Raw genomic sequence first — 19,520 nt, 5'->3', positions numbered from 1 at the left:
CGTGGTTGGCGTCTTTCCAAGCAGGGTTCACACCTGCTACCTCACTCGACCTAGGCTTGGTCGCTCCAAAAGTGCATCTTTTCCAATCAAGCCAACCCGATTTAGAGAAAAAGCCTGCAATTGTGCGCCAATTTTATCCATCTATACCCGAAATGGGACAGACTAGATCAAAAAGAGGCATTTTTGCAGGAATATTTCCGATGGAATATAAAGATTTGCCTAAAAGATGTAAAAATGCATCTTTTCTATAACTGATTGAGCACGCAAGCTTTGAGCCTGTCATAGGCTGCTCCGCTTGAAACCCGTTCATCCGAAATTGCCTATCTTGCTACCGTCCCACTATTGAAGTGGTGCCTACGCAAACCATCCTTTCACCCAGGACAGCAAGCCTTGAAGCAGATCCCACAGGAAAAACCTTACCTCCCGGTCAGCCGGTGCCTGGAGAGAAGCTTGCCGAAGCGAGTCGTCCTCCTGCTGAGCCTTGCTTTGCCCATCGCCGCCTTTGGTATCCTTGGCAAGCTGAGAAGCACCTTGTCCCTCCTCCGTCTTCCCTTTAGATGAAGTGGAGTCCTCCTTGTCTTGGGCGACGGCTTGACCGGAAGCAACGTCAACGAAGCATAGCGGCGGGAAGAGCACGCACCACCAGTTCTGTCCCTGGCCGCTGCCTAATGTAACTTTAAGAGCTTCGTAATCTCCGGCCGGATATACGCGGCTGCCATAGAGCTTGGTCGGAAATTCAGCGCTTCCCAACTCTACTTTAAATTCGTAGTCGTAGCCCCGTTTTTCCAGAATTTCTGCAATCAACTCACGAAAAACCGGCAAATGTGCTTCCACCTGCTCCCTAGCTTCCTCAATGGAGGCAGGGCCGGTTACCCAGCCGTTCATCTCTTCAACGATCGCATCGCGGATCAAACGTTTGATCGCCTGATCCTGCACCGAATCGGAATTGGCCAATATTCTTAGGCGGATCGCCTCCTCCGGAATACCCGATTGGAAGACAGCCGCGTTGGTTTTGTTCGATTCCCAGCAAAATAACAGAACAATAAGGGCAAAAGCGATATAACCGTATTTATGAAAGGATACTCTTCTTACCATTGGAATCTATCTCCTCTCCTGAATGCCTACTATCCAGTATGGCCTTCCCGAGAAGGAGTTATACTATATCTCAATATTTTTAGTAGATTGATAGAATCCTTTAAAAAGTGTCCTTAGCAGCCCAATATAGGGGGGTGGCTGTCGGCTTGGGAACCTGATTTATGAAAGACGGGATCAACTGTCCGACTGAACCCGTCCTGGTCACGAATGGTCTAAATTGTAGCGAAGCTTTCAGCGCCAGGCCAGAACATGCCTCTCTATCCCCGCCAGATCGGTAACAATTTGGGTCTCCGACCATTTTCCTTCCCGCTTAAGCATCTCTTCGACCGCCCTTACCTGGCCCTGCCCGACCTCAAAGCCGACCAATGCAGGAGGGGCAGTCAACTTGTCCATGTCAATCAGGAACCGGCGATAATAGTCCATCCCGTCTTCCCCTCCGTGAAGCGCGAGATGCGGCTCATATTGGCCAACTTCCTTCTGCAGTGAAGGCATGTCCCCGGATGGAATATAAGGTGGATTGGAGACGAGAATATCGATTTCTGCCCTCTTCCGAATGAGCGGATCGAGCAAATCTCCAAGCATAAACTCGATCCGTCCTTCTCCGGTATGCTTTGCCCCGTTCAATTTGGCAACCTGCAGAGCCTCCTCCGACAGGTCCGTAGCCCATATCCGCCATTCCGGACATTGAACGGCCACAGTCACCGCGATAGCGCCGCTTCCCGTCCCAACATCGACCAGAAGCGGTTCTTGCTCTGGCCACATTCGTTTTCCCTGCTTGATCAGGGCTTCCACCAGAAGCTCGGTCTCGGGGCGTGGAATGAGAACTGCCGGTGTAACCGTATAAGAGAGTCCATAAAACTCCTGCTCTCCTATAATATACTGTACAGGCTCTCCGCTTGCTTTCCGTTGGATGGCAACCTGCCATGCAGACATCCGGTCTTCGGGAAAAGACTCCTGCCAATTCAAGAGCAGCCGGTTGCGGTCCAACCCCAGTACATACTGGAGAAGCAGCTCGGAGCAGGCTCCGGCATCCGGAACCCCCTGCCCCTGTAAAAAAGAAGAAGCCCATATATAGGCTTCCCGAATCGAAGAAGGCCGGTTGACATTCATCGGCTTACTCCCCTTTTTCCAACTGTTCGGCTTGTGCCGCTACGGTTAACGCTGAGATGAATTCTTCCATATCCCCATCCATTACGGATTCCAGCCGATGAACGGTCATACCTATGCGATGGTCGGTGACCCGGCTTTGCGGAAAGTTATAGGTACGAATTCGTTCGCTCCGGTCTCCCGTTCCGATCTTGTTCTTGCGCTCCGAATCGTACTTCTGCTGCTCTTCCTGTAAAAATTTATCGTAGATACGGGCACGCAATACTTGCAATGCTTTCTCTTTATTCGAGTTCTGGGATTTGCCGTCCTGACAGGTGGCCACTATTCCCGTTGGCAGGTGGGTAACGCGAACCGCCGATTTGGTCGTGTTGACGGACTGTCCTCCCGCCCCGCTCGAGCAGAATGTATCTACACGGATGTCGCTTTCCTTGATTTCCACTTCTACTTCCTCGGCTTCCGGAATGACTACAACTGTCGAGGTCGAAGTATGAATCCGTCCTCCCGATTCCGTCACCGGTATCCGCTGCACACGGTGTGCCCCGCTCTCATATTTGAGCTTGCTGTAGGCCCCTTTACCGGACACCATAAAGATGACCTCTTTAAAGCCCCCCAGATCATTCAGGCTGGCTTCCAAAATTTCCGTCTTCCAGCCTTGACGGTCGGCATAACGCGTATACATCCGATAAAGATCGGCAGCAAACAGCGCCGCTTCGTCTCCTCCGGCTGCACCGCGGATTTCGACAATGACGTTCTTGTCGTCATTCGGGTCCTTGGGAAGCATTAATATTTTGATCTGCTCCTCCAGCTGTTCCCTGCGCTCCTCCAGCTCATCAATCTCCATTTTGACAAGATCGCGCATTTCATCGTCCAGCTTTTCATTCTGCATTGCCTTGGCATCGGTCAGCTGTTCGATTACCGTTTTATACTCGGTGTAGGCATCATAAGCTTCCTGGAGGTCGGATTGTTCTTTGGAATATTCTCTTAATTTTTTGGTATCGTTGGCTACGTCCGGATCGCAGAGCAATTCGCTCAGCTTCTCATAACGATCGGCCAACGATTGGAGCCGGTCTAACAAGCGCACTCACCTCTTGACAAGGATGGATTAATCAATCGTTCGATCTTTCTTGGGTTGCGTAAATGGCGAGATTTCATATCGCTTTATATGAATCTGGCTTCAGGAACCTTCCCATATCGGGTTAAAATCCCGTCCACTCACATCTATACATTAAAGCGGAAATGCATTACATCTCCGTCCTGAACTACATACTCTTTACCTTCCAGACGCAGTTGGCCTTTTTCCTTGGCTGCGTTCATAGATCCGGCTGCAACCAAGTCCTCATAGGACACAACCTCGGCACGGATAAAGCCCCGCTCGAAGTCGGTATGAATAACGGCTGCCGCCTGAGGAGCTTTAGTTCCCTGACGGATGGTCCAGGCCCGTACTTCCTGTACTCCGGCTGTGAAATAAGTATACAAGCCCAGAAGCTTATAAGCGGCCCGAATAAGCCTATCCAGTCCGGACTCCTTCAGTCCGAGCTCCTCCAGGAACATTTCGCGGTCCTCACCCTCGAGCTCCGCGATTTCCGATTCTACCTTGGCGCTGATCGGAACTACCTCTGCGCCTTCCTTAGCCGCGTATTCTCTTACCAGCTGAACATAAGGATTGCCATCGGCATTGCCGGCCTCGGCCTCGCTTACATTCGCTGCATACAGTACAGGCTTGATTGTCAACAAATGAAGATCGCGGATCAGCAGTTTCTCCTCATCGCTAAGCTCGACACTGCGGGCCGGTTTGTCCGTCAGCAGAGCTTCCTTGATCTTTTCCAGACATTCTACCTCGGCCGCGTATTTTTTATCCCCGCTTTTCATATTTTTACGGGAACGGTCGATTCTTTTCTCAACGGAGTCCAAATCGGCCAGAATCAGTTCGAGGTTAATGGTCTCGATATCGTCAATCGGGTTTACTTTACCCGACACATGTGTAATATTCTCATCCTGAAAACAACGGACAACATGAACAATGGCGTCCACTTCGCGAATATGGGCCAAAAATTTATTCCCCAGGCCTTCTCCCTTACTGGCTCCTTTGACAAGCCCGGCAATATCGACAAATTCAAAGGCTGTCGGAACGATCCGGTTAGGCACGACGATCTCTGCAAGCTTCTGCAGACGTTCATCGGGAACTTCAACGACCCCCACGTTCGGATCGATCGTACAGAACGGATAGTTGGCGGATTCCGCCCCTGCTTGGGTTATCGCGTTAAACAAAGTGGATTTTCCCACGTTAGGTAAGCCGACAATACCTGCTTTCAAAGCCATTTAGGACAACTCCCTTATTATATACGTCAATCAAGTCATCAAGATATTATACCGCATATTAAGAAAAAGCTCCAGAGACTTATACGGGAGCGGTTCCATTTGAAGGAAATCGACAAGGCATAGCCGGTTTGACTGTTTATTGTGAGAAGTTCCTTTTGGGCACAAAAATCCCCGTCAGCCGGTCGCTAACGGGGATTCGTAGGTTGAAAAGATTTAATTATTCTACAACACCGTATATGATCTCTGACTAAATCCTCATGCTGTCACCCTAACTCTTCTCACATTGGAATTCACAGAGTCGTTACTGGATCATTCGTCAGATCGTTGGATTGGATGGAGTAACTTCGGCTTAAGGGTTTAATCTGATATTATTAGAATCAACCCTATATTGAGATTTAGCGACAACTGAATATTAGTTCTGAACGTTATTATAAAGAGAGCGGTGAAAGGAGAATTACAATGAAGCTTTATATTCTTGCCATCTTCATTCTGCTTACTAGTTGTACACTGTCACCAAATAATGATCCTCATGAGTCTACCGAGTTCGAAAGCCCGCCATTTTCACTTCAACCTTCATCTTACCCATCTCCGCAATCAACTCCCCAACCTTCAACCCATCCAATATCTGAAAGTAAACAATTAGCTCATTCTATGCTTAAAGATGCTTCTAGTAATCAATTCGATGATATCGAAAATATCGTTGGCGGATTAGACAAGGAAGAGCTGGACGAACTTCTTAAGTATGTCTTGACTTATTGGCACCAATACTCCTATAAAAATCAAGAAGATTTGAAATTGGTTTCTCTGCTATTAGAGAAAGGCGCAGATCCTAATGGAACGGATGATGATGGAATACCTTTGCTTTTTATTGCGAGGACAGCCGATATGCTAAAAGTGCTGGCTGAAGATGAGAGAGCGAATTTAAATGCTAGAACTCCTTATGAGGGTACTTTACTATTAGCAGCTATCGGACAAAGAAACAGCGATAAAGTAGATTATTTATTGGACAGAGGCGCTGATCCCAATGATGAAGGTAATCCCAATGAACAAGAGAAGAGGTCACCTCTTCATTTTGCCATTGCATATGCAGATTATGAAGATTTGATGATGCCAATTGTGGAAAGTTTATTGAATCATAAAGATATTGATTTGACCAAAGTAGATGAGGAAAACCGGACTCCCTATGAGCTGGCTCTTCAGCTGGAGAGAACCGCGGTACTTGAATTATTTGAAAAGAAAGGGTTAGTTAATTCTGCGGATTAAATACAAAAAGGGCTTTCTTGCGAGGCATTATCTTGTTACTTGCGGAGAATAATTCGGACAGATAGGCTTGCCCCCAAAGCATTGGGCCCCAGGAGCAGCAGCACGGTCATCAGTTGGCGGCCGGAGCTGTAATAATACACATCAACCGGTTGCGAAGCTTGTACCTTCAGAGCTGTCGCTGACACTTCTTTTCCAAGATCGATGGTCAAATATTGGTTTTTCGGTAAGGTGTAGCCGGTGTCTGGACATCAAAATGAACTTTCAATTGAAGGTTGAAGTTCATACCTATACTTTTATAGACTAACTATAGAAGAATTCACCCTTACACTTCCAAAGCTTCAACCCTTTTCCATGATTACTCATCACTCTATTTATTTGATTAGGTTTGGATTGCGGAATTTTCAGCGTCATACTATGCATATTTCAGGAGGAAAATAGCAATGAAGCTTTATATTCTTGCCATCTTCATTCTGCTTACTAGTTGTACACTGTCACCAAATAATGATCCTCATGAGTCTACCGAGTTCGAAAGCCCGCCAGTTTCACTTCAACCTTCATCTTACCCATCGCCGCAATCAACTCCCCAACCTTCAACCCATCCAATATCTGAAAGTAAACAATTAGCTCATTCTATGCTTAAAGATGCTTCTAGTAATCAATTCGATGATATCGAAAATATCGTTGGCGGATTAGACAAGGAAGAGCTGGACGAACTTCTTAAGTATGTTCTAACTTATTGGCACCAATACTCCTATAAAAATCAAGAAGATTTACAATTGGTATCTTTATTACTGGAAAAAGGCGCGGATCCTAACGGTGTGGATGATGATGGAATGCCCTTGCTTTTTATTGCGAGGACAGCCGATATGTTAAAAGTGCTGGCTGAAGATGAGAGAGCGAATTTAAATGCTAGAACTCCTTATGGAAACACTTTGCTGTTAAGCGCTATTGGAGGATATAATAGTGAAAAAGTGGATTACTTGCTGCACAGAGGGGTTGATCCGAATGAAGATAGTTACTCTAATGAGGAAAGTTACCCTAATGAATATAAAGATTGGTCGCCTCTTCATCTTGCCATTGCATATGCAGATTATGAAGATTTGATGATGCCAATTGTGGAAAGTTTATTGAATCATAAAGATATTGACTTGACCAAAGTAGATGAGGAAAACCGGACTCCCTATGAGCTGGCTCTTCAGCTGGAGAGAACCGCGGTACTTGAATTATTTGAAAAGAAAGGGTTAGTTAATTCTGCGGATTAAATAACAAAAAGGGCTTTCTTGCGAGGCATTATCTTGTCACTTGCGGAGAATAATTCGGACAGATAGGCTTGCCCCCAAAGCATATGTGCCCCAGGAGCAGCTATATGAACGATGATCGGCAATGTTCAGTAAGTTGTACTTAAGTGATTATTGGAATTCGATCGCCTCCCTCCCCCACTAATTGAAAATCTGCAGGGGAAGGGGGAAAACAGAGGGATCGCGATAATGGGCGAGTAACCTGCCGCTCTGGCCTGTTGAGCCAAAGCTTCCGCATTCGCACGGACAGAGAATGCGCCTAGCTGTACTTTGTACAGTCCCCCCGTAAACACAATATAAGGGGAAAAGCCTTTGGAGCGTGCATCTGCAGCCATTGTTTCCGCATTGGCACGAATGCTGAAAGCACCGATTTGCACTTATTTTGGCCGTGATCGTCACCTCCATGCTTCAATTTATATGCAGCTGATATTAACGGCTTGTACTCCTGTAACAGAAGAGCATAAGATGGTAGGGTTTCCTAGATTAAGCAGGTCAAAGCCCCCTTTTCTATAATGAAAAGAGGGCTCCGTTGAAATTGAATTCATTAAGATTATATTGTTGTCGTTGCACTAATACCCAAGTTTTCTTTTTTTCATTAGTATCCGACAATCCAGCTATAAATTGAAACCTTTGCCCTCCGGCTTGGTTGGATTGCTTATGATGCCAAGCGTGGCCAGGACGACTAAAATAGCATCGGCCAACAGCACGATCCCGGTCGACCAATCATGGATTAATGTATAGTTTTGGGTTTGCTTTTTCACGTTGCTATCCTGTCTCTACAATCTTCCTTTCGTACCCCATTCTTAATAACGATTAATTCGGAAGTACAAAATCTTATCGAAAACGATATACTCTTTGCGATCCAGGAACGGCCCCCGATTCTCATATCTTTCGATTACATAAGCAGCCGGCCCCCGTCCTTCTGAACGGTTCTCGTACCAGTTGGTGAAGGCCTCGAGCTCCCAATTCCACAGGTCAAACTCGCGCTCTAACCCGTTGTCCATCGTAATGAGCAAAATTCCACGCTCCATGGATCGAGCCTCCGGAGTAGCCCATGCAACGCGCGAAGGCGGACTTTCCCCATTGTGCTTGTCTACTGCCGTAACGGTATAAAAATAGGTTTGGCCGTTATAGACATTGAAGTCGGAATAATGGGTGTATACACTGGAGGTCACGGTTACAAACGGACCTTCCGGAGAAGTTGATTTTTTAATGTTGTAATAGACGGCTTCGCTTACATCTGGCCAATGAAGGTAGACTTCATTGTCTTCGCCATATGCCCACAAGTAAGACGGTGCATCTGGCCACGGTACAGGCGCACCTCCATAAATGTTCAGCTCCTGAATGTTGACCACGTCTTCTTGACCGCTGTAGCTAAATGAAATATAGCGGACATTTCTTACTTCTTCGTTCGTGTACTTGATGGTTCCGTCTGGAGCACCGTTGTACAAATAAGTAACATCAGTAACGGTCATCAGTTGGCGGCCGGAGCTGTAGTAATACACGTCAACCGGTTGCGAAGCTTGTACCTTCAGAGCTGTCGCTGACACTTCTTTTCCAAGATCGATCGTCAAATATTGGTTTTTCGGTAAGGTGTAACTGGTGTCTGGATTATGGTCTGTTACCGTAGTTACCGAATTTCCCTCGCCAAAAGGCGTTGTACTGTGAGTCAATGGTTTGTAGCTTAAATAGCCTAGTGGATCACCATCCGGACATGCCGCGGAAGCGAATGGCATAGCCAGGGTCAGGCCCAGCGCCAGCATAAGAATGATAGCCATAGCGCGTAACCCTCTCTTTTTAGTTAACATCATTGTTTCTTCCTCTCCTTTGTAAAAAAGTATTTATTTTCATAGATGGGGCTTGAGTCCGGCAAGGTATTACGACTAATCAAACAAACCTCAGCCAGCCCTCGGTACCCCAAACTATAAAAACCAAAATTGTTGCTGCATCGGGATCTACAAAACAGTTCTTATGAAGAAGTGAAGCGTTGGGTGCTCCCCTTGCATCATGTCGCCACTATCTTGAATCCTGAAGAACAGGTGTAAAACTGCCTTTTACGCTACAAGTTAAAGCCTTTGCTTTGAGGATGAGTAGGATTGTTTAAAATCCCAAGCAGCACAAGAATCTCAAGCATTCTTTGCGTAACAAACTCTACCTCTTCCCGGGTAAAAGTGATAAGTCCGGTGTAGATCAAAATATCGGTTACCAAAGCAATTAACGCCGCCCATAACCCGTAATTTCTAAACCGTCTTTTTTCCAACATCTTTATCCTCTCCTCCAACTTCAATTTGGTTATGTCTAGCTAATAGGATCAGATTCAGCCACGCCAATTCAGATAAGGTGAGCCGGCCGGTATAGGCTTTTTCCGCCCAGGTATAGTCCGTTATGAGCGCCGGCTGCATTTTTCCGTTGACGCTTTCTCTGTACATTTTGTCTATGGCGTCCCCAAGCATTTTCCATTGCCACGTCTCCAGCTTCAATGTGTCTCCCTCCCCCTCATCCCGTTCTCCTTGTAATTCCCGATAGAGTCGAGCCCACGGAAACTTTGGCCCCGGACAGGACGGCTTTCCTCTCGGATTAACTTGAAAATGACCGATAACATGATAACGGTCCAGTTCGAAGACTGGGCCCCATATTTCTTGAACCTGCTGCTGGATATACCGGTGCAGCCAAACCGAAGCCTGGAACTGAGCCTCGGTTAAATCACCGTCCGTGCCTTCGTGTTCGATGGAAACGGAATAAAGGTTAGGGTTGATTCCCGGATGGTCTTGGATCACAGGTGTCTTCGACTTGGCAATATCGTCAGCCCCGATTCCGTTAGCCCAAGCCATCCTGCGAATATCTACATATTGGTGGATGCGGCCGTCCTTCGACACTCCGAAATGAGCCGATGATGTATAGTTATTGGGGCTCGTAAACCAGGAATCCATGCTTACCATGGATCCCGCCGAGATATGGTTAACAATGACAAAGGGGACCTGCGTCCCCCGGCTGCTGCTGTTGGTATGTTTGTTTCCTTTCCACTCAATAGATCTCAAGCCGATTCCCTCCGCGGCAAAGAATCTTTAATTTCTTCCACTTCATCAGCCAGCTTCTGAACGGCTATCGCTAACTGTTGATTGTTAGTTTGCGCTTTTTCCAACGCAACGATCAGCCGCTTCTCTCTGGCTTCGCTCTTCTGCTCCCTCTTGTCATGAGTCCGAATAACGTAAAAAAATAAGGCAACAAACAAAATCGCGAAAATTCCTTGCGTTGCCGCAGCATTGATAACTTCGGATTCCATCACCTCACCTGCTTTCTAATAAAATGAGGAACATTATAAAAAAATGTTGAATTATTGGGTGCACCAAGTTAGAGCAACCAGATTTTTGTGTTCAGAATGTCCGCTATTTTCTTCACCTATGAGGCTGATCTTTGTTATGAACGGCAAAAACCGAGTACATTATCGCACCTTAATTGGACAAGACTTGAGTGAGTTCATGATGTTTTTCTCTTGGAAAATAGGGTTCGTTTGAGCAAAGATGCGGGTTTAGAAAATCGCTTCGGGGGGGCTTCACCGGTAAGCTGTTGGTATTGCTCGGGTGTTATTTGTTTTGCCTGCAGGAAGACCTTTAAATCTTCGGTGGTGTACCGCCCTTCCTCGTAATAGCTTTTGATACACGGGTACCAGTTCATCCTTTTCCGCCTCCTTTCTATAAGCTTCCTTTCGTGGCCAAAGTTAGCAGCAGCTCTGCGTTTCGGCTTTTGATCTCGTTTATTTCCGCATCCTTAGCCATAAAATCTTGTTGCAATTTCGCCATCGCAGCTTCCAACTGCTCGACCTTCTCTTCGGTTGAGTGCGGTTGGGGCTGGCTTCGAAGTTCCTCAATTTCCCCCGGCATCAAACCTTCTATCCAAAACTGCATAAGATCTATGGGAGACAGAGAAAATGGTGTTTCAATTCCCGTTTCGCCGTTCCCTTGCTCCACCTCTTGCTGCCGTTCTTCTAGTTCCTGTTCATACTGCGATACAGCGGCTTGCCACGCCTCAAGATCAAACCGTGGCTTGTACAGCCCAGGAGGTACGGGGACGGCCACTGTGTAGCCTATGAGGACAACTTCGGGATTTACCGGCTCTTTTGCCTCCTCTGCCTCATCCAGAAATTCCATTGGTTCCAACTCGTTCGATGCCGGAACAGGCTCCATAATAGGAAAAACGCCTGTCACATGGTCGGCAACAAGCGTTACATCCTTCATATATCCGTCCAAGTCGGTTATTATTGCTTCTTTCAAAGTGTGACCTCCTTACTTATATGCACGGAAAGTTATACCCTGCAATGAAATATAGGCATTTTTTGCATTTGATGAGGCAAGCTTTACAATTCCCGTCGGATCCACATCTATTCGGATAAAGCTATCACCTATACCCGTAACATAACCATTAACCGGAAAAATAAGTGTTTTGTCCGGCCTAAATCCTACGGGAAGTATAAATAATGGTGTACCTGCTGTCGATATCCCCTTGCTCACTAAACCCATAATAGTAACAACATTTGATTCATCCTTATAGTAAAAAGAACGTTCATAATCTCCTCCATAATCTTCCCACCCATTAAGAAGCGTCGGCTTTATCCGCTGCGGCAGCTCCTTCGTAGCCTTTTCATTTTCAAGGACTGTGATGCGGGCAAGAGCATTCTTGCTTTCCTCGACTAGACTATCAACTGTTTTCCTCAGATTAGACGCATACTCGGCGCTGATAACTGTTGGAGCTATGCCGATCTTGTATGTGTCCAGAGCTAGGTAGGTGACTTGGTAGACGGCTGAGGGGTCGTAAAGTCCTGACTCCTTTTTAACATATGCGAGTTGATTGCCATATGAATTAATTGGGTCATAATTCAAAACCCATGTGCTGTCCTTAATTCCGTTTTTATACACGCCCTTAATGACATCCGTTCTGTATTTCAATAACGTACCTGTAACATTTTTATTATTTATAGCCCAAGTGGTAGTGCCCTCTCCGACATTTGCTTTTTCTCGAACCACAATCCCCGTACCAACTTCAACCTTGTTCGTTCCCTCATAGAGCATCAGACTACCTTCATGCCCCAGTGGCTCATCTATAGGGTTGGCTAGCTTGTATTGAAGGAGGTAGGGAGTATAACCAGGAGAAAGGGTCGTAGGGGTAATACCTGTCGGATTCCCTGCACTCCACATCTCTACCCAACCCTTAATTTGTCCGGGCTTTCCATTATAAGGACTCCTTGCGTCTGACGTACTTGCATCATACATTCTCCAGCCCCAAAAATACGCCTTAATCTCGTCCTGGCTCGGTTCGTAGTCTGGCCCCCATCCACTATCGGAATTGGCAATAATAATATGGACAGCGCCACTACTTATTGATGATGTATCAGGTCTGCCGTCCGCAGACGAGCTATAGTACTTACCGAGGATTCGTCCATCATATTTAACAACGAAATGAGCATCTGGATTATCATTGCTATTAGATGTAATGGCGTTGTTATCAACAAATGCAGAAACTGTTTTAAACTGTTGATTTTTAAAGCTGTTCTTCCAATCTAAATTACCATCCAACTCCATCCGTCTAAAATGCCTCACAGCTCTTGGCCTGCCCTCATTGTCCATGTACATCCTGTCTGCCACTGAGCCGTCTGGATTAGACGCTAACTGGCATGTTGGCAGGTACATATAGGTCTCTCGTCCATCATCTGCTTTAGTACTTAGATACACCCTATTGACGTTTTGCAATGAATCCACATAGGGATATTTTGCTGCGACTTGCTCAGGAGTCATGGAGTCGATGGTGTTATACTCTGCTTCAGTGATTTCGTAAAGTCGGATACCATCGATATACATCACATTTCCGGCCTCGCCTTGACCGTAAAAATAGATAGTGGGGCTAGTCCCCTGCGTATACCGGAACTTTAAGACGGCAGCTTTAAATTTTGTACTAATTTCAATGTTATTGGAGTCAACTATTTCAGAGATTCCATCCCAATATTGCATTCCGGAAAAGGATGAAAAGCTTTCATTTTTTATATATGATACAGCTACATAGTAACTATTGAGTTTCAAATTGAACCTTCTACTAAATCCTTGTGTGCTAGTACTCGTAGCTGTGATCTTAATAGAAGTATTCCCATATACTTTATTTTCCGAGTTCAGTTCTCTTACAGCATAATTCAGTGAATTCCAAACATTTATATCTTCGCATTTCCCGTCCCGACCCAACAAGTTAATTAATGTTCTGCCTCGTATGTTCGTAATTCTAAGCGGAGTATCCCTGTTAGCTGTTATTGTTTGCAGGCCAGATTTTAGTGTTATTGGAACACTTGGGACCTTGTCTAATTCTGCATGTACATCGTGAATGCCTTGTTCAATTCGATTCAAATCAGTTTCTTTGACGATATCATCATATTTCCAATCAGTCTTAGACTGATAGGTCATGTTCTTTGCACCTCCCATGTTAAACTTATGCCGAAAGGTTAATAATGAGAAAAACTACCGCGGCGTTGAAATTATTTCTTCGTATTCAGCTTGCGTTATTTTATCTGCATCTACCCAAACCTGTAGTTTTGCTTCATCTGTCCACTTACGCTTCCAAGCAAGTAAGCACCAGTCATAGTCTTTGCTTTTCATCTACAGCACCCCTCTCAGCATTAGATCAGTTTGCAGGTCGAACAATGTCTTGCCAAGCATTTCATTTTCCATTTTTGTTTGGATCAATTCAGTTTCATCATCAAACAGCCTTTCGCCTAGTATTTCCGTCTCGGTCGGCCCCCTTGGCGGAGGAGGTGGGCGATTTGCTATTTCTTCGTCGATCTCTTCTTGTGTCTTCTCACGAATTTCGTTACCGTCGAGTTTCCACCGGGAAGTATCTGTTAGAAACATTTGCCATTGATCGAACGTAATTGGGATGGCAGATTCAGGTATTTCGTCATAAACGTCACTTGCGTAGAATGTGAAGATGTTCCCGGAATCGTCGAATTCTACGTATCTTACGGGTTCTTGCGTAAATTCTTCGTTCATTTCTTTACCTCCCACTTAGTGTCCAACGGCGAACCAGTAGAACCCTCTACCTCCGCCTTGCTCTCCAGAATACTTGAAATTTGCGGTAAATCCGAACCTAGTCGAACTCCATACGCTTAAGTCGACGGCATAATTATCGTACTTTATAGATGGAGATATTGTTATATTTCGCGCGTAGTTAGGGAAGGCTATCGGGAACGTGACCGGATATTCTCCCGAAGTCGGAGGAGTTCCGTAGCCCCACTGGATAATTAGACCGCTGGCTAAACACTGATATCCCGCTTGAGCTAATGATGCAGAGTTGTTCCTATTCGTCCATACTTCCGAGCCATTAAATTTAAAGCTTGAGCCGTCGTGTTTAAGCTCAATAAGTCCATTTGTATACGCCAGGCTATCATTGAGCGCTTGCAGACGAAGCATATCCTCAACGACATCCCATCTATAATTCCTTTTATTAGGGGTATCATTAGCACCCCCTAGGAAATGCAGAGGGAAATTTCCAGAGCAGTGTACTTCGCTGTTAAATTTTTGAAGTGCCGCGAATGTCTTTTCGCCCGTTATCGTCTCCGCTCCAGCCTTGCTAACTTTCGTATTTGGATCAAAATTTCCAGTGTGAAAGACTGTTTTTCCCTGTCCGGTATAAAGCTGGCTCCCGTCCATGGAAGCCCGCAGAATGTCATTTATCCATGAACCGATAGGGTTTGATGAGTCCATTCTTTGTATATAAAAAGTAGAACTGTTTAACGTAGCTCTGACCGCCACATCTTCACCAGCGTGTCTTATTGCTATTGTAGGACTGGAGGAACGCGACGATATCAGGGCGGGGACATATAGATTACCGTTCATAGTATCTCCGGCCTTGCTGACTTTGGAAGAAGGGTCAAAGTTTCCAGAATGCCAGATCTCCAACCATTCCGTCCAAGTAGTGTTAAGTTTCCTTGTTAGTATGCGCACAGTACTTGCGTCCGTCCTTAGCGCTGTCTGATACACTTGGTTTGGGTGTCTCGCCTCTATCCTACATATTCCCCATGGGACATCTGACGGCCTATTGACGGTAGTATCGTTAATCAATACCCATCCATTTTCTTTCTCATCGTTCAAATTAGTTGAAGTTCGAAGAGCGTTCGTCCCTAATCCAAACGACTTCACCCAGTTAATCGTGCTCTGCTCCGCTGTATTCGCTTTGGCTTGAGCTCCATCTACTGACTCAACCTTTACCCATCCAGAAAAATTAGGGTTTACATTTGTATCAAAGTATCCAATCCATTCATGAGCAGCTCTTCCGTTTCCGTTAAAAAACTTTAGTGCAACGCGATATGTCGAGTATCTTCGTACGAATAGCATCCCCGCCGTTGCTGGGTAGGCCGTCGAAGGGTTTGTAGTAAACTTTTGGAATCGCAACTCCGACTTATCCGGCATCGCTCTGCAAATTGCTTCCATGGTCTCAGAACCTTCTGTTAACCCAAGCTCAGTAATGTTGTTGAATACTTTCCAGCCAGCAGCATTATTAGCTATCGCATCCACTTCCGCCTTCCTGGCCACATGGTTACTATCAGTAGGCACACCAACCATAAATTGCCCTGACGCATCACGCAGAGCTATCCGGTTAGGCATTGCATCATCGGTAGCTCCATGTACGAGAGTCGCATTTTCGTGGGAGGTTAAGTCGGATTGAGCTTCTTCCGCCTTTTGGCGGGCAACCTGTGCTGCTGATTTATTATCGTTAATCTCCTGCCCAAGCTCATTCATATCCTCCGGCTTAACTATGTCCTCGTATGTCCAATCGGTTTTTGCCATGCTATCCCTCCTTGACCTCGATGGTCTGAACCATAATCGTATCGGTTGTCACCGGAACGTAAACCTGGTTTGAGCTCAGGACCCGGTTGTCTGCTTGTTTAAGCTCGATCAGTGTGATCGTCTCGACTGAACCGAACGGAACCATATAATTGAGGATCACTTCATTATTCTCCGCTTGTTTTGAAGTGAAGCTGGTAATCTCATAGGTTCCATTCAATACGATTTTGGCTATTTTCGAATCCGTAAACTTCGCAACCTCGTTTAATAAATGAGTTGTTATCACTTTATGACCACCTCCGGACCTAAGGAAGCAAAGGGACGTTCTCCAAGCTTCCAGGTTCCATCCAGTTTATAATTCCATGTCATTTCATGCTGTGAAATATGCTCAACCAGTTGGATCTCATCCCTTACTGCGGTTTGCTGATGATAGACCAGGTTGGCCGGCTTCATGCTCATGACCGTATGTTCCAGTTCTTTAAAAATGTGCGCATCCTGGATGCTGGCCGTGATTGTCAGGATAAAATTCTGAATATCGACTCTGGCGGAAGCCCGGTTCTTCCCCAGCAGGTAATCCATTCTTTCCTGAAGGTAACGAATCGTGAATGGCGGCTTGGTGGAATATCGGTTAATGATGCGCTTCTTACGAAACTCCAGAGACTCCGCATTCGGATCGGCCTTAATTCCCAACTGCTGCTCCCGCCGTTTAACCGCCTGCTCGGAGGAAGTCAGCACGAATTGATCCTGGAACCATCGATCCAAGGCCTCATAAAGCCGGGCCAGTTCTTCATCGGAACGATCTGTCAGCTCCAGAACCTCTACAATCTCGTGATAGATTTCAGGCAAATAAGAAAGCAGTTTATCCCGCATGGAGTCCCACCCTTCCCATGACCGGCACTTCCTCAGGCCCAAGTTCCAGGTTGCTGCTGCTGCCGTTCAATTTCGTCTGGGCAATGTCGGCTATTCCTTTGATCGATAAGACACGCGCTTCCAACTGACTGATCCGAACCGTGAGCCGCTCTTCCTGATTCCAAAACTTGCGCAGGGACAACAAATAATCCTCAATAACTCCTTCAATGTCTTCCTGTACTTGCCCCAAGGTCATCTCCGGTTCCAAAGTAATCGTCGTTTCGACATCAATGGAGATCCCCTCCACACCGCGAATGGTTACTTGATGGCCAATCGGTGCCAGACCTTGCCCTTTGCCCCTGTTTTGAACCGGATCGATTAGGGTCTGCACTTCTTCGATCAGCTTCTCTGCCGGAGGGGAAAAATCGCTGGTAATGACCGTACACTTAACGGTCCCTCCACCCTGCCAAACCGGGAACACTTTCACCCCGCCAATCCCCGGAATAGACTTGATTTTCTGCCGGTAATCCGAAATATTGCCGCCGAATGGCTGCTCATTGATCGTTTCCATATAACGCTGACGGAGGGATTCGTCACTCTCTTCATCTTCGCCGTGAACCAGCACTTCTCCCAACTCCGCCCGGGCCAAATCTTTAATATAATCGACCGGAAGCATAGGGCCAAACAGACCATTGCCTATCTACCCGGCTTTCTCACAGACCATAGTATACTCACCGACTGCTCTTTTTTCCGCAACCACGAAATATACCTGATCCACAGAAAAACGGCTTCCTACGGGAACGTCTACGGGCTCGCCTTTGGAATTATAAAAAAAGCCCTTACGCCTGGCAGGGGTCGCGGGCTTCCTTAATATTCCGAACTCTGCGGTTCTGCGCGCGAGATACTCCCCGCTTGAGGTGTCCGCGTAGGAAAGTCGGATATTTTTGTCTACTTCAATGTAAAACTGCGCCAGCTCCGCTGCAGCCGGAGCCAATGCATCATAAATGATGCTTCCTTCCCTCTTGTCCAAATTTGCAGGAATGCGATCCAGCATCCGCTGCAAAATCGCCTCGAAGGTCTGCTGCTCATACATTCGATTTCACCTCCTCAGAAATGCGAAAGCTGCCAAAATCGGAATGAACCGTAAACTGCGCCAGAGCTGAATCTCCATGATAAGTAATATCGAAATCATCCACTTCCTTAACCCGGTCATCCTGCATCAATGCCTCCCGGACCCGGCGCTTCAATTCCGAATGGAACAGCCCGGCGTCCTTTCCCAGCAAACCCATCAGCTCACTGCCGTAATTGGGACTATAAATGAGATGCTCATACCGCTCGGTTCGCAATATTTTATAGACGGATTGCCGGACGGCCTCCAGCCCGTCGGTCATGCCGATGATTCGCTTATTAGACAAATCCAGCCGATAGGTTCGGCTGGGCTGCCGTCTCTGTCTGATCTCCTTAGCTTCACGAATGGTGCCTCCTTGAGGGATCATGATCCCACCACCCGGCCCAGGATCACGAAGCTCTGTCCGCCTTGCGCCCGGATGAGAATTAGTTTATCTCCGCGCTCCAATCCTCTGCGGATGATAACCTCCTGATCGCCTATCCATACTTTGTACTCTGTCATATGTTCGGGAATAATTAAAAAATCCTCCGTGAGCGTAGACTTCTGATCTACATATAGCTCCAGAGGATTTACTTGAGAAACGGTCGCATAGGTGACCGTGACCGGGTTGCCGGCTTGTACGGCACCTATGCCCGCTTTTTTAATAATATCCAGCATAGCCATCAGATCACCCTCAATTCCAACGTCATCGTATGGTTCTCTCCTTCGATCTTGTGACTGCATTGATCCACCAGAAATGTCTGGTTAATATCCAACTCTTCTATCAGGATGGGAACGACACAGCCGGCTCTCAACCGGATATCTCCCAGAGCGTCGACTCTCAACGTTTTTTGCTCCCGATTTTTCAACTGGATCAGTTGATTGAGCATTTCGCTGATTTGCGCCTGGTTCAACTGTTCATCCACCGATTTATATAGCTGAAGCTGCCCCCATCTGGCTATATTGGCGCTGTCCTGTGCAATATAGATTTTTTTCGTATTCTCTTCCTTATTTTCTTGGGATAGCTTTATTCTGTTGTAGGTTTCTTTATCGATCGAACGCGAATACTGATAATCATAGAGAAGACTTTGTTCCCCGAGGGCGAAATCCACCCTCAAATCATCCACGCTGCGTAGAGACAGCTCGCCAAAATCATCATAAAAAACATAAATCCGCTTGGTCGATATTAGAGTCAGGTCGATGGCCTTGCAAATGATGTCGAGAAGCTTCTTGTCTTCCTCCAGCATTTTCGGAATACGGTACCCGGTATCATCCAATCTTCCTACTTTCAATTGATTGTCTTCGGCAATACGCTGAATGATTTGTGAAACCGTAACATCCGCAAACCGGTAGTAGTCGTTGGACAGCAAGTATCGCACCTGATCATAAGCTTTCAGCTTGACGGATTCGTCCATCCCTCTATCTATCGAAAAGACATAACCGTAGAACACATTCACGTCATCCTTGCGGAAACGGATAATGTCACCGTTGTTAAATTCGAAGCTTCGTTCCTCGTAAAGCCCTCCCCGGACAAAAGTAATATCCAGACTGGCCGGCTTCCCGGTGCGGCTGGTCGCCCATGTTAAATCAGTGACAAGATGGGTAATATCCCATACGTTGCCGTTCTTGTTATCCAATAAAACTTCTATCATACGAACATCC

At 46.4% G+C, this 19,520-nt stretch carries 27 protein-coding genes; 3 read left to right on the top strand and 24 right to left on the bottom strand.

Features of this window, described 5'->3' with window-relative positions:
* Nucleotides 1-251 (top strand): hypothetical protein (locus FS806_RS26290; protein ID WP_222126712.1); only part of this gene is annotated, 251 nt, incomplete at its 5' end.
* 103 nt (nt 252-354) lie between these two features.
* Here FS806_RS26290 and spoIIR read toward each other — a convergent pair.
* The 4 genes from spoIIR to ychF form a co-directional block, all read right to left on the bottom strand.
* Entirely contained in the window at nt 355-1,095 is a 741-nt protein-coding gene (gene spoIIR / locus FS806_RS18430; protein WP_144939556.1) for a stage II sporulation protein R, read from the bottom strand.
* 231 nt (nt 1,096-1,326) lie between these two features.
* Nucleotides 1,327-2,205 carry a peptide chain release factor N(5)-glutamine methyltransferase gene (gene prmC, locus FS806_RS18425; protein ID WP_144939554.1) on the bottom strand — a complete coding sequence of 293 codons (879 nt, stop codon included), beginning with the start codon at nt 2,203-2,205 and terminating at the stop codon, nt 1,327-1,329.
* Nucleotides 2,206-2,209: 4 nt separating this feature from the next.
* Nucleotides 2,210-3,277: a peptide chain release factor 1 gene (gene prfA / locus FS806_RS18420; protein ID WP_144939552.1), complete on the bottom strand. Its 1,068-nt coding sequence runs from the start codon at nt 3,275-3,277 to the stop codon at nt 2,210-2,212.
* A gap of 143 nt (nt 3,278-3,420) precedes the next feature.
* Nucleotides 3,421-4,521: a redox-regulated ATPase YchF gene (gene ychF, locus FS806_RS18415; protein ID WP_144939550.1), complete on the bottom strand. Its 1,101-nt coding sequence runs from the start codon at nt 4,519-4,521 to the stop codon at nt 3,421-3,423.
* Nucleotides 4,522-4,980: 459 nt separating this feature from the next.
* Here ychF and FS806_RS18410 point away from each other — a divergent pair, with 459 nt between their 5' ends.
* On the top strand, nt 4,981-5,784 hold the full coding sequence (locus FS806_RS18410; protein ID WP_144939548.1) for an ankyrin repeat domain-containing protein: 804 nt from the start codon (nt 4,981-4,983) through the stop codon (nt 5,782-5,784).
* Nucleotides 5,785-5,819: 35 nt separating this feature from the next.
* On the opposite strand, the gene FS806_RS25855 is transcribed toward FS806_RS18410, so the two are convergent.
* Nucleotides 5,820-5,993: a hypothetical protein gene (locus FS806_RS25855; RefSeq protein WP_222126711.1), complete on the bottom strand. Its 174-nt coding sequence runs from the start codon at nt 5,991-5,993 to the stop codon at nt 5,820-5,822.
* 231 nt (nt 5,994-6,224) lie between these two features.
* Between FS806_RS25855 and FS806_RS18405 the strand changes: the two genes are divergently transcribed.
* A complete protein-coding gene (locus FS806_RS18405) occupies nt 6,225-7,046 on the top strand; it encodes an ankyrin repeat domain-containing protein (protein ID WP_144939546.1) in 822 nt (273 codons plus the stop codon).
* A gap of 125 nt (nt 7,047-7,171) precedes the next feature.
* On the opposite strand, the gene FS806_RS18400 is transcribed toward FS806_RS18405, so the two are convergent.
* From FS806_RS18400 to FS806_RS18325, 19 genes are all read right to left on the bottom strand, one after another.
* Nucleotides 7,172-7,459: an SPOR domain-containing protein gene (locus FS806_RS18400; protein WP_260982160.1), complete on the bottom strand. Its 288-nt coding sequence runs from the start codon at nt 7,457-7,459 to the stop codon at nt 7,172-7,174.
* Between the two features lie 237 nt (nt 7,460-7,696).
* On the bottom strand, nt 7,697-7,843 hold the full coding sequence (locus FS806_RS25850) for a hypothetical protein (protein WP_186328425.1): 147 nt from the start codon (nt 7,841-7,843) through the stop codon (nt 7,697-7,699).
* 42 nt (nt 7,844-7,885) lie between these two features.
* Nucleotides 7,886-8,893, bottom strand: a complete 1,008-nt coding sequence (locus tag FS806_RS18395; protein ID WP_144939544.1) for a phage tail protein — start codon at nt 8,891-8,893, stop codon at nt 7,886-7,888.
* A 248-nt stretch (nt 8,894-9,141) separates the two neighbouring features.
* Nucleotides 9,142-9,345 (bottom strand): phage holin family protein, encoded by a 204-nt coding sequence (locus tag FS806_RS18390; protein ID WP_144939542.1) that lies wholly within the window; start codon nt 9,343-9,345, stop codon nt 9,142-9,144.
* The gene (locus FS806_RS26825) at nt 9,323-10,120 is read right to left on the bottom strand and encodes an N-acetylmuramoyl-L-alanine amidase (RefSeq protein ID WP_260982159.1); all 798 of its coding nucleotides are present in this window, start codon (nt 10,118-10,120) and stop codon (nt 9,323-9,325) included. Before FS806_RS26825 ends, FS806_RS18390 begins: the two co-directional genes overlap by 23 nt.
* Entirely contained in the window at nt 10,117-10,365 is a 249-nt protein-coding gene (locus FS806_RS18380) for a BhlA/UviB family holin-like peptide (RefSeq protein ID WP_144939541.1), read from the bottom strand. The genes FS806_RS26825 and FS806_RS18380 overlap by 4 nt, the downstream gene beginning before the upstream one ends.
* Nucleotides 10,366-10,559: 194 nt before the next feature.
* Nucleotides 10,560-10,757, bottom strand: coding sequence for an XkdX family protein (locus tag FS806_RS18375; protein WP_144939539.1), 198 nt, complete (start codon nt 10,755-10,757; stop codon nt 10,560-10,562).
* Nucleotides 10,758-10,774: 17 nt separating this feature from the next.
* Nucleotides 10,775-11,353 (bottom strand): hypothetical protein, encoded by a 579-nt coding sequence (locus FS806_RS18370; protein ID WP_144939537.1) that lies wholly within the window; start codon nt 11,351-11,353, stop codon nt 10,775-10,777.
* A gap of 12 nt (nt 11,354-11,365) precedes the next feature.
* Nucleotides 11,366-13,525, bottom strand: coding sequence for a hypothetical protein (locus FS806_RS18365; RefSeq protein ID WP_144939535.1), 2,160 nt, complete (start codon nt 13,523-13,525; stop codon nt 11,366-11,368).
* 54 nt (nt 13,526-13,579) lie between these two features.
* The gene (locus FS806_RS25845) at nt 13,580-13,717 is read right to left on the bottom strand and encodes an XkdX family protein (RefSeq protein ID WP_186328424.1); all 138 of its coding nucleotides are present in this window, start codon (nt 13,715-13,717) and stop codon (nt 13,580-13,582) included.
* Entirely contained in the window at nt 13,718-14,107 is a 390-nt protein-coding gene (locus FS806_RS18360; protein WP_144939533.1) for a hypothetical protein, read from the bottom strand. It abuts the gene before it with no gap.
* A gap of 15 nt (nt 14,108-14,122) precedes the next feature.
* A complete protein-coding gene (locus FS806_RS18355; RefSeq protein WP_144939531.1) occupies nt 14,123-15,904 on the bottom strand; it encodes a pyocin knob domain-containing protein in 1,782 nt (593 codons plus the stop codon).
* Nucleotide 15,905: 1 nt separating this feature from the next.
* Nucleotides 15,906-16,187, bottom strand: a complete 282-nt coding sequence (locus tag FS806_RS18350; RefSeq protein ID WP_144939529.1) for a ketopantoate hydroxymethyltransferase — start codon at nt 16,185-16,187, stop codon at nt 15,906-15,908.
* Complete coding sequence (locus tag FS806_RS18345) at nt 16,184-16,771, bottom strand: putative phage tail protein (RefSeq protein WP_144939527.1); 588 nt, start codon at nt 16,769-16,771, stop codon at nt 16,184-16,186. The genes FS806_RS18350 and FS806_RS18345 overlap by 4 nt, the downstream gene beginning before the upstream one ends.
* Nucleotides 16,761-17,426: a baseplate J/gp47 family protein gene (locus FS806_RS27230; RefSeq protein WP_483874194.1), complete on the bottom strand. Its 666-nt coding sequence runs from the start codon at nt 17,424-17,426 to the stop codon at nt 16,761-16,763. The genes FS806_RS18345 and FS806_RS27230 overlap by 11 nt, the downstream gene beginning before the upstream one ends.
* 24 nt (nt 17,427-17,450) lie before the next feature.
* Nucleotides 17,451-17,843, bottom strand: a complete 393-nt coding sequence (locus tag FS806_RS27225) for a hypothetical protein (RefSeq protein ID WP_483874193.1) — start codon at nt 17,841-17,843, stop codon at nt 17,451-17,453.
* The gene (locus FS806_RS18335; RefSeq protein ID WP_144939525.1) at nt 17,836-18,246 is read right to left on the bottom strand and encodes a DUF2634 domain-containing protein; all 411 of its coding nucleotides are present in this window, start codon (nt 18,244-18,246) and stop codon (nt 17,836-17,838) included. Before FS806_RS18335 ends, FS806_RS27225 begins: the two co-directional genes overlap by 8 nt.
* Nucleotides 18,243-18,542, bottom strand: coding sequence for a DUF2577 domain-containing protein (locus FS806_RS18330; protein ID WP_313960603.1), 300 nt, complete (start codon nt 18,540-18,542; stop codon nt 18,243-18,245). The genes FS806_RS18335 and FS806_RS18330 overlap by 4 nt, the downstream gene beginning before the upstream one ends.
* Complete coding sequence (locus FS806_RS18325; protein ID WP_144939523.1) at nt 18,542-19,510, bottom strand: XkdQ/YqbQ family protein; 969 nt, start codon at nt 19,508-19,510, stop codon at nt 18,542-18,544. The genes FS806_RS18330 and FS806_RS18325 overlap by 1 nt, the downstream gene beginning before the upstream one ends.
* Between the last annotated feature and the right edge of the window lie 10 nt (nt 19,511-19,520).

Source organism: Paenibacillus sp. 32O-W, assembly GCF_007679495.1.
Lineage (GTDB): Bacteria > Bacillota > Bacilli > Paenibacillales > NBRC-103111 > Paenibacillus_L > Paenibacillus_L residui.
The sequence above is the reverse complement of the archived record's forward strand: the minus strand, read 5'-3'. Positions and strand labels throughout refer to the sequence as shown.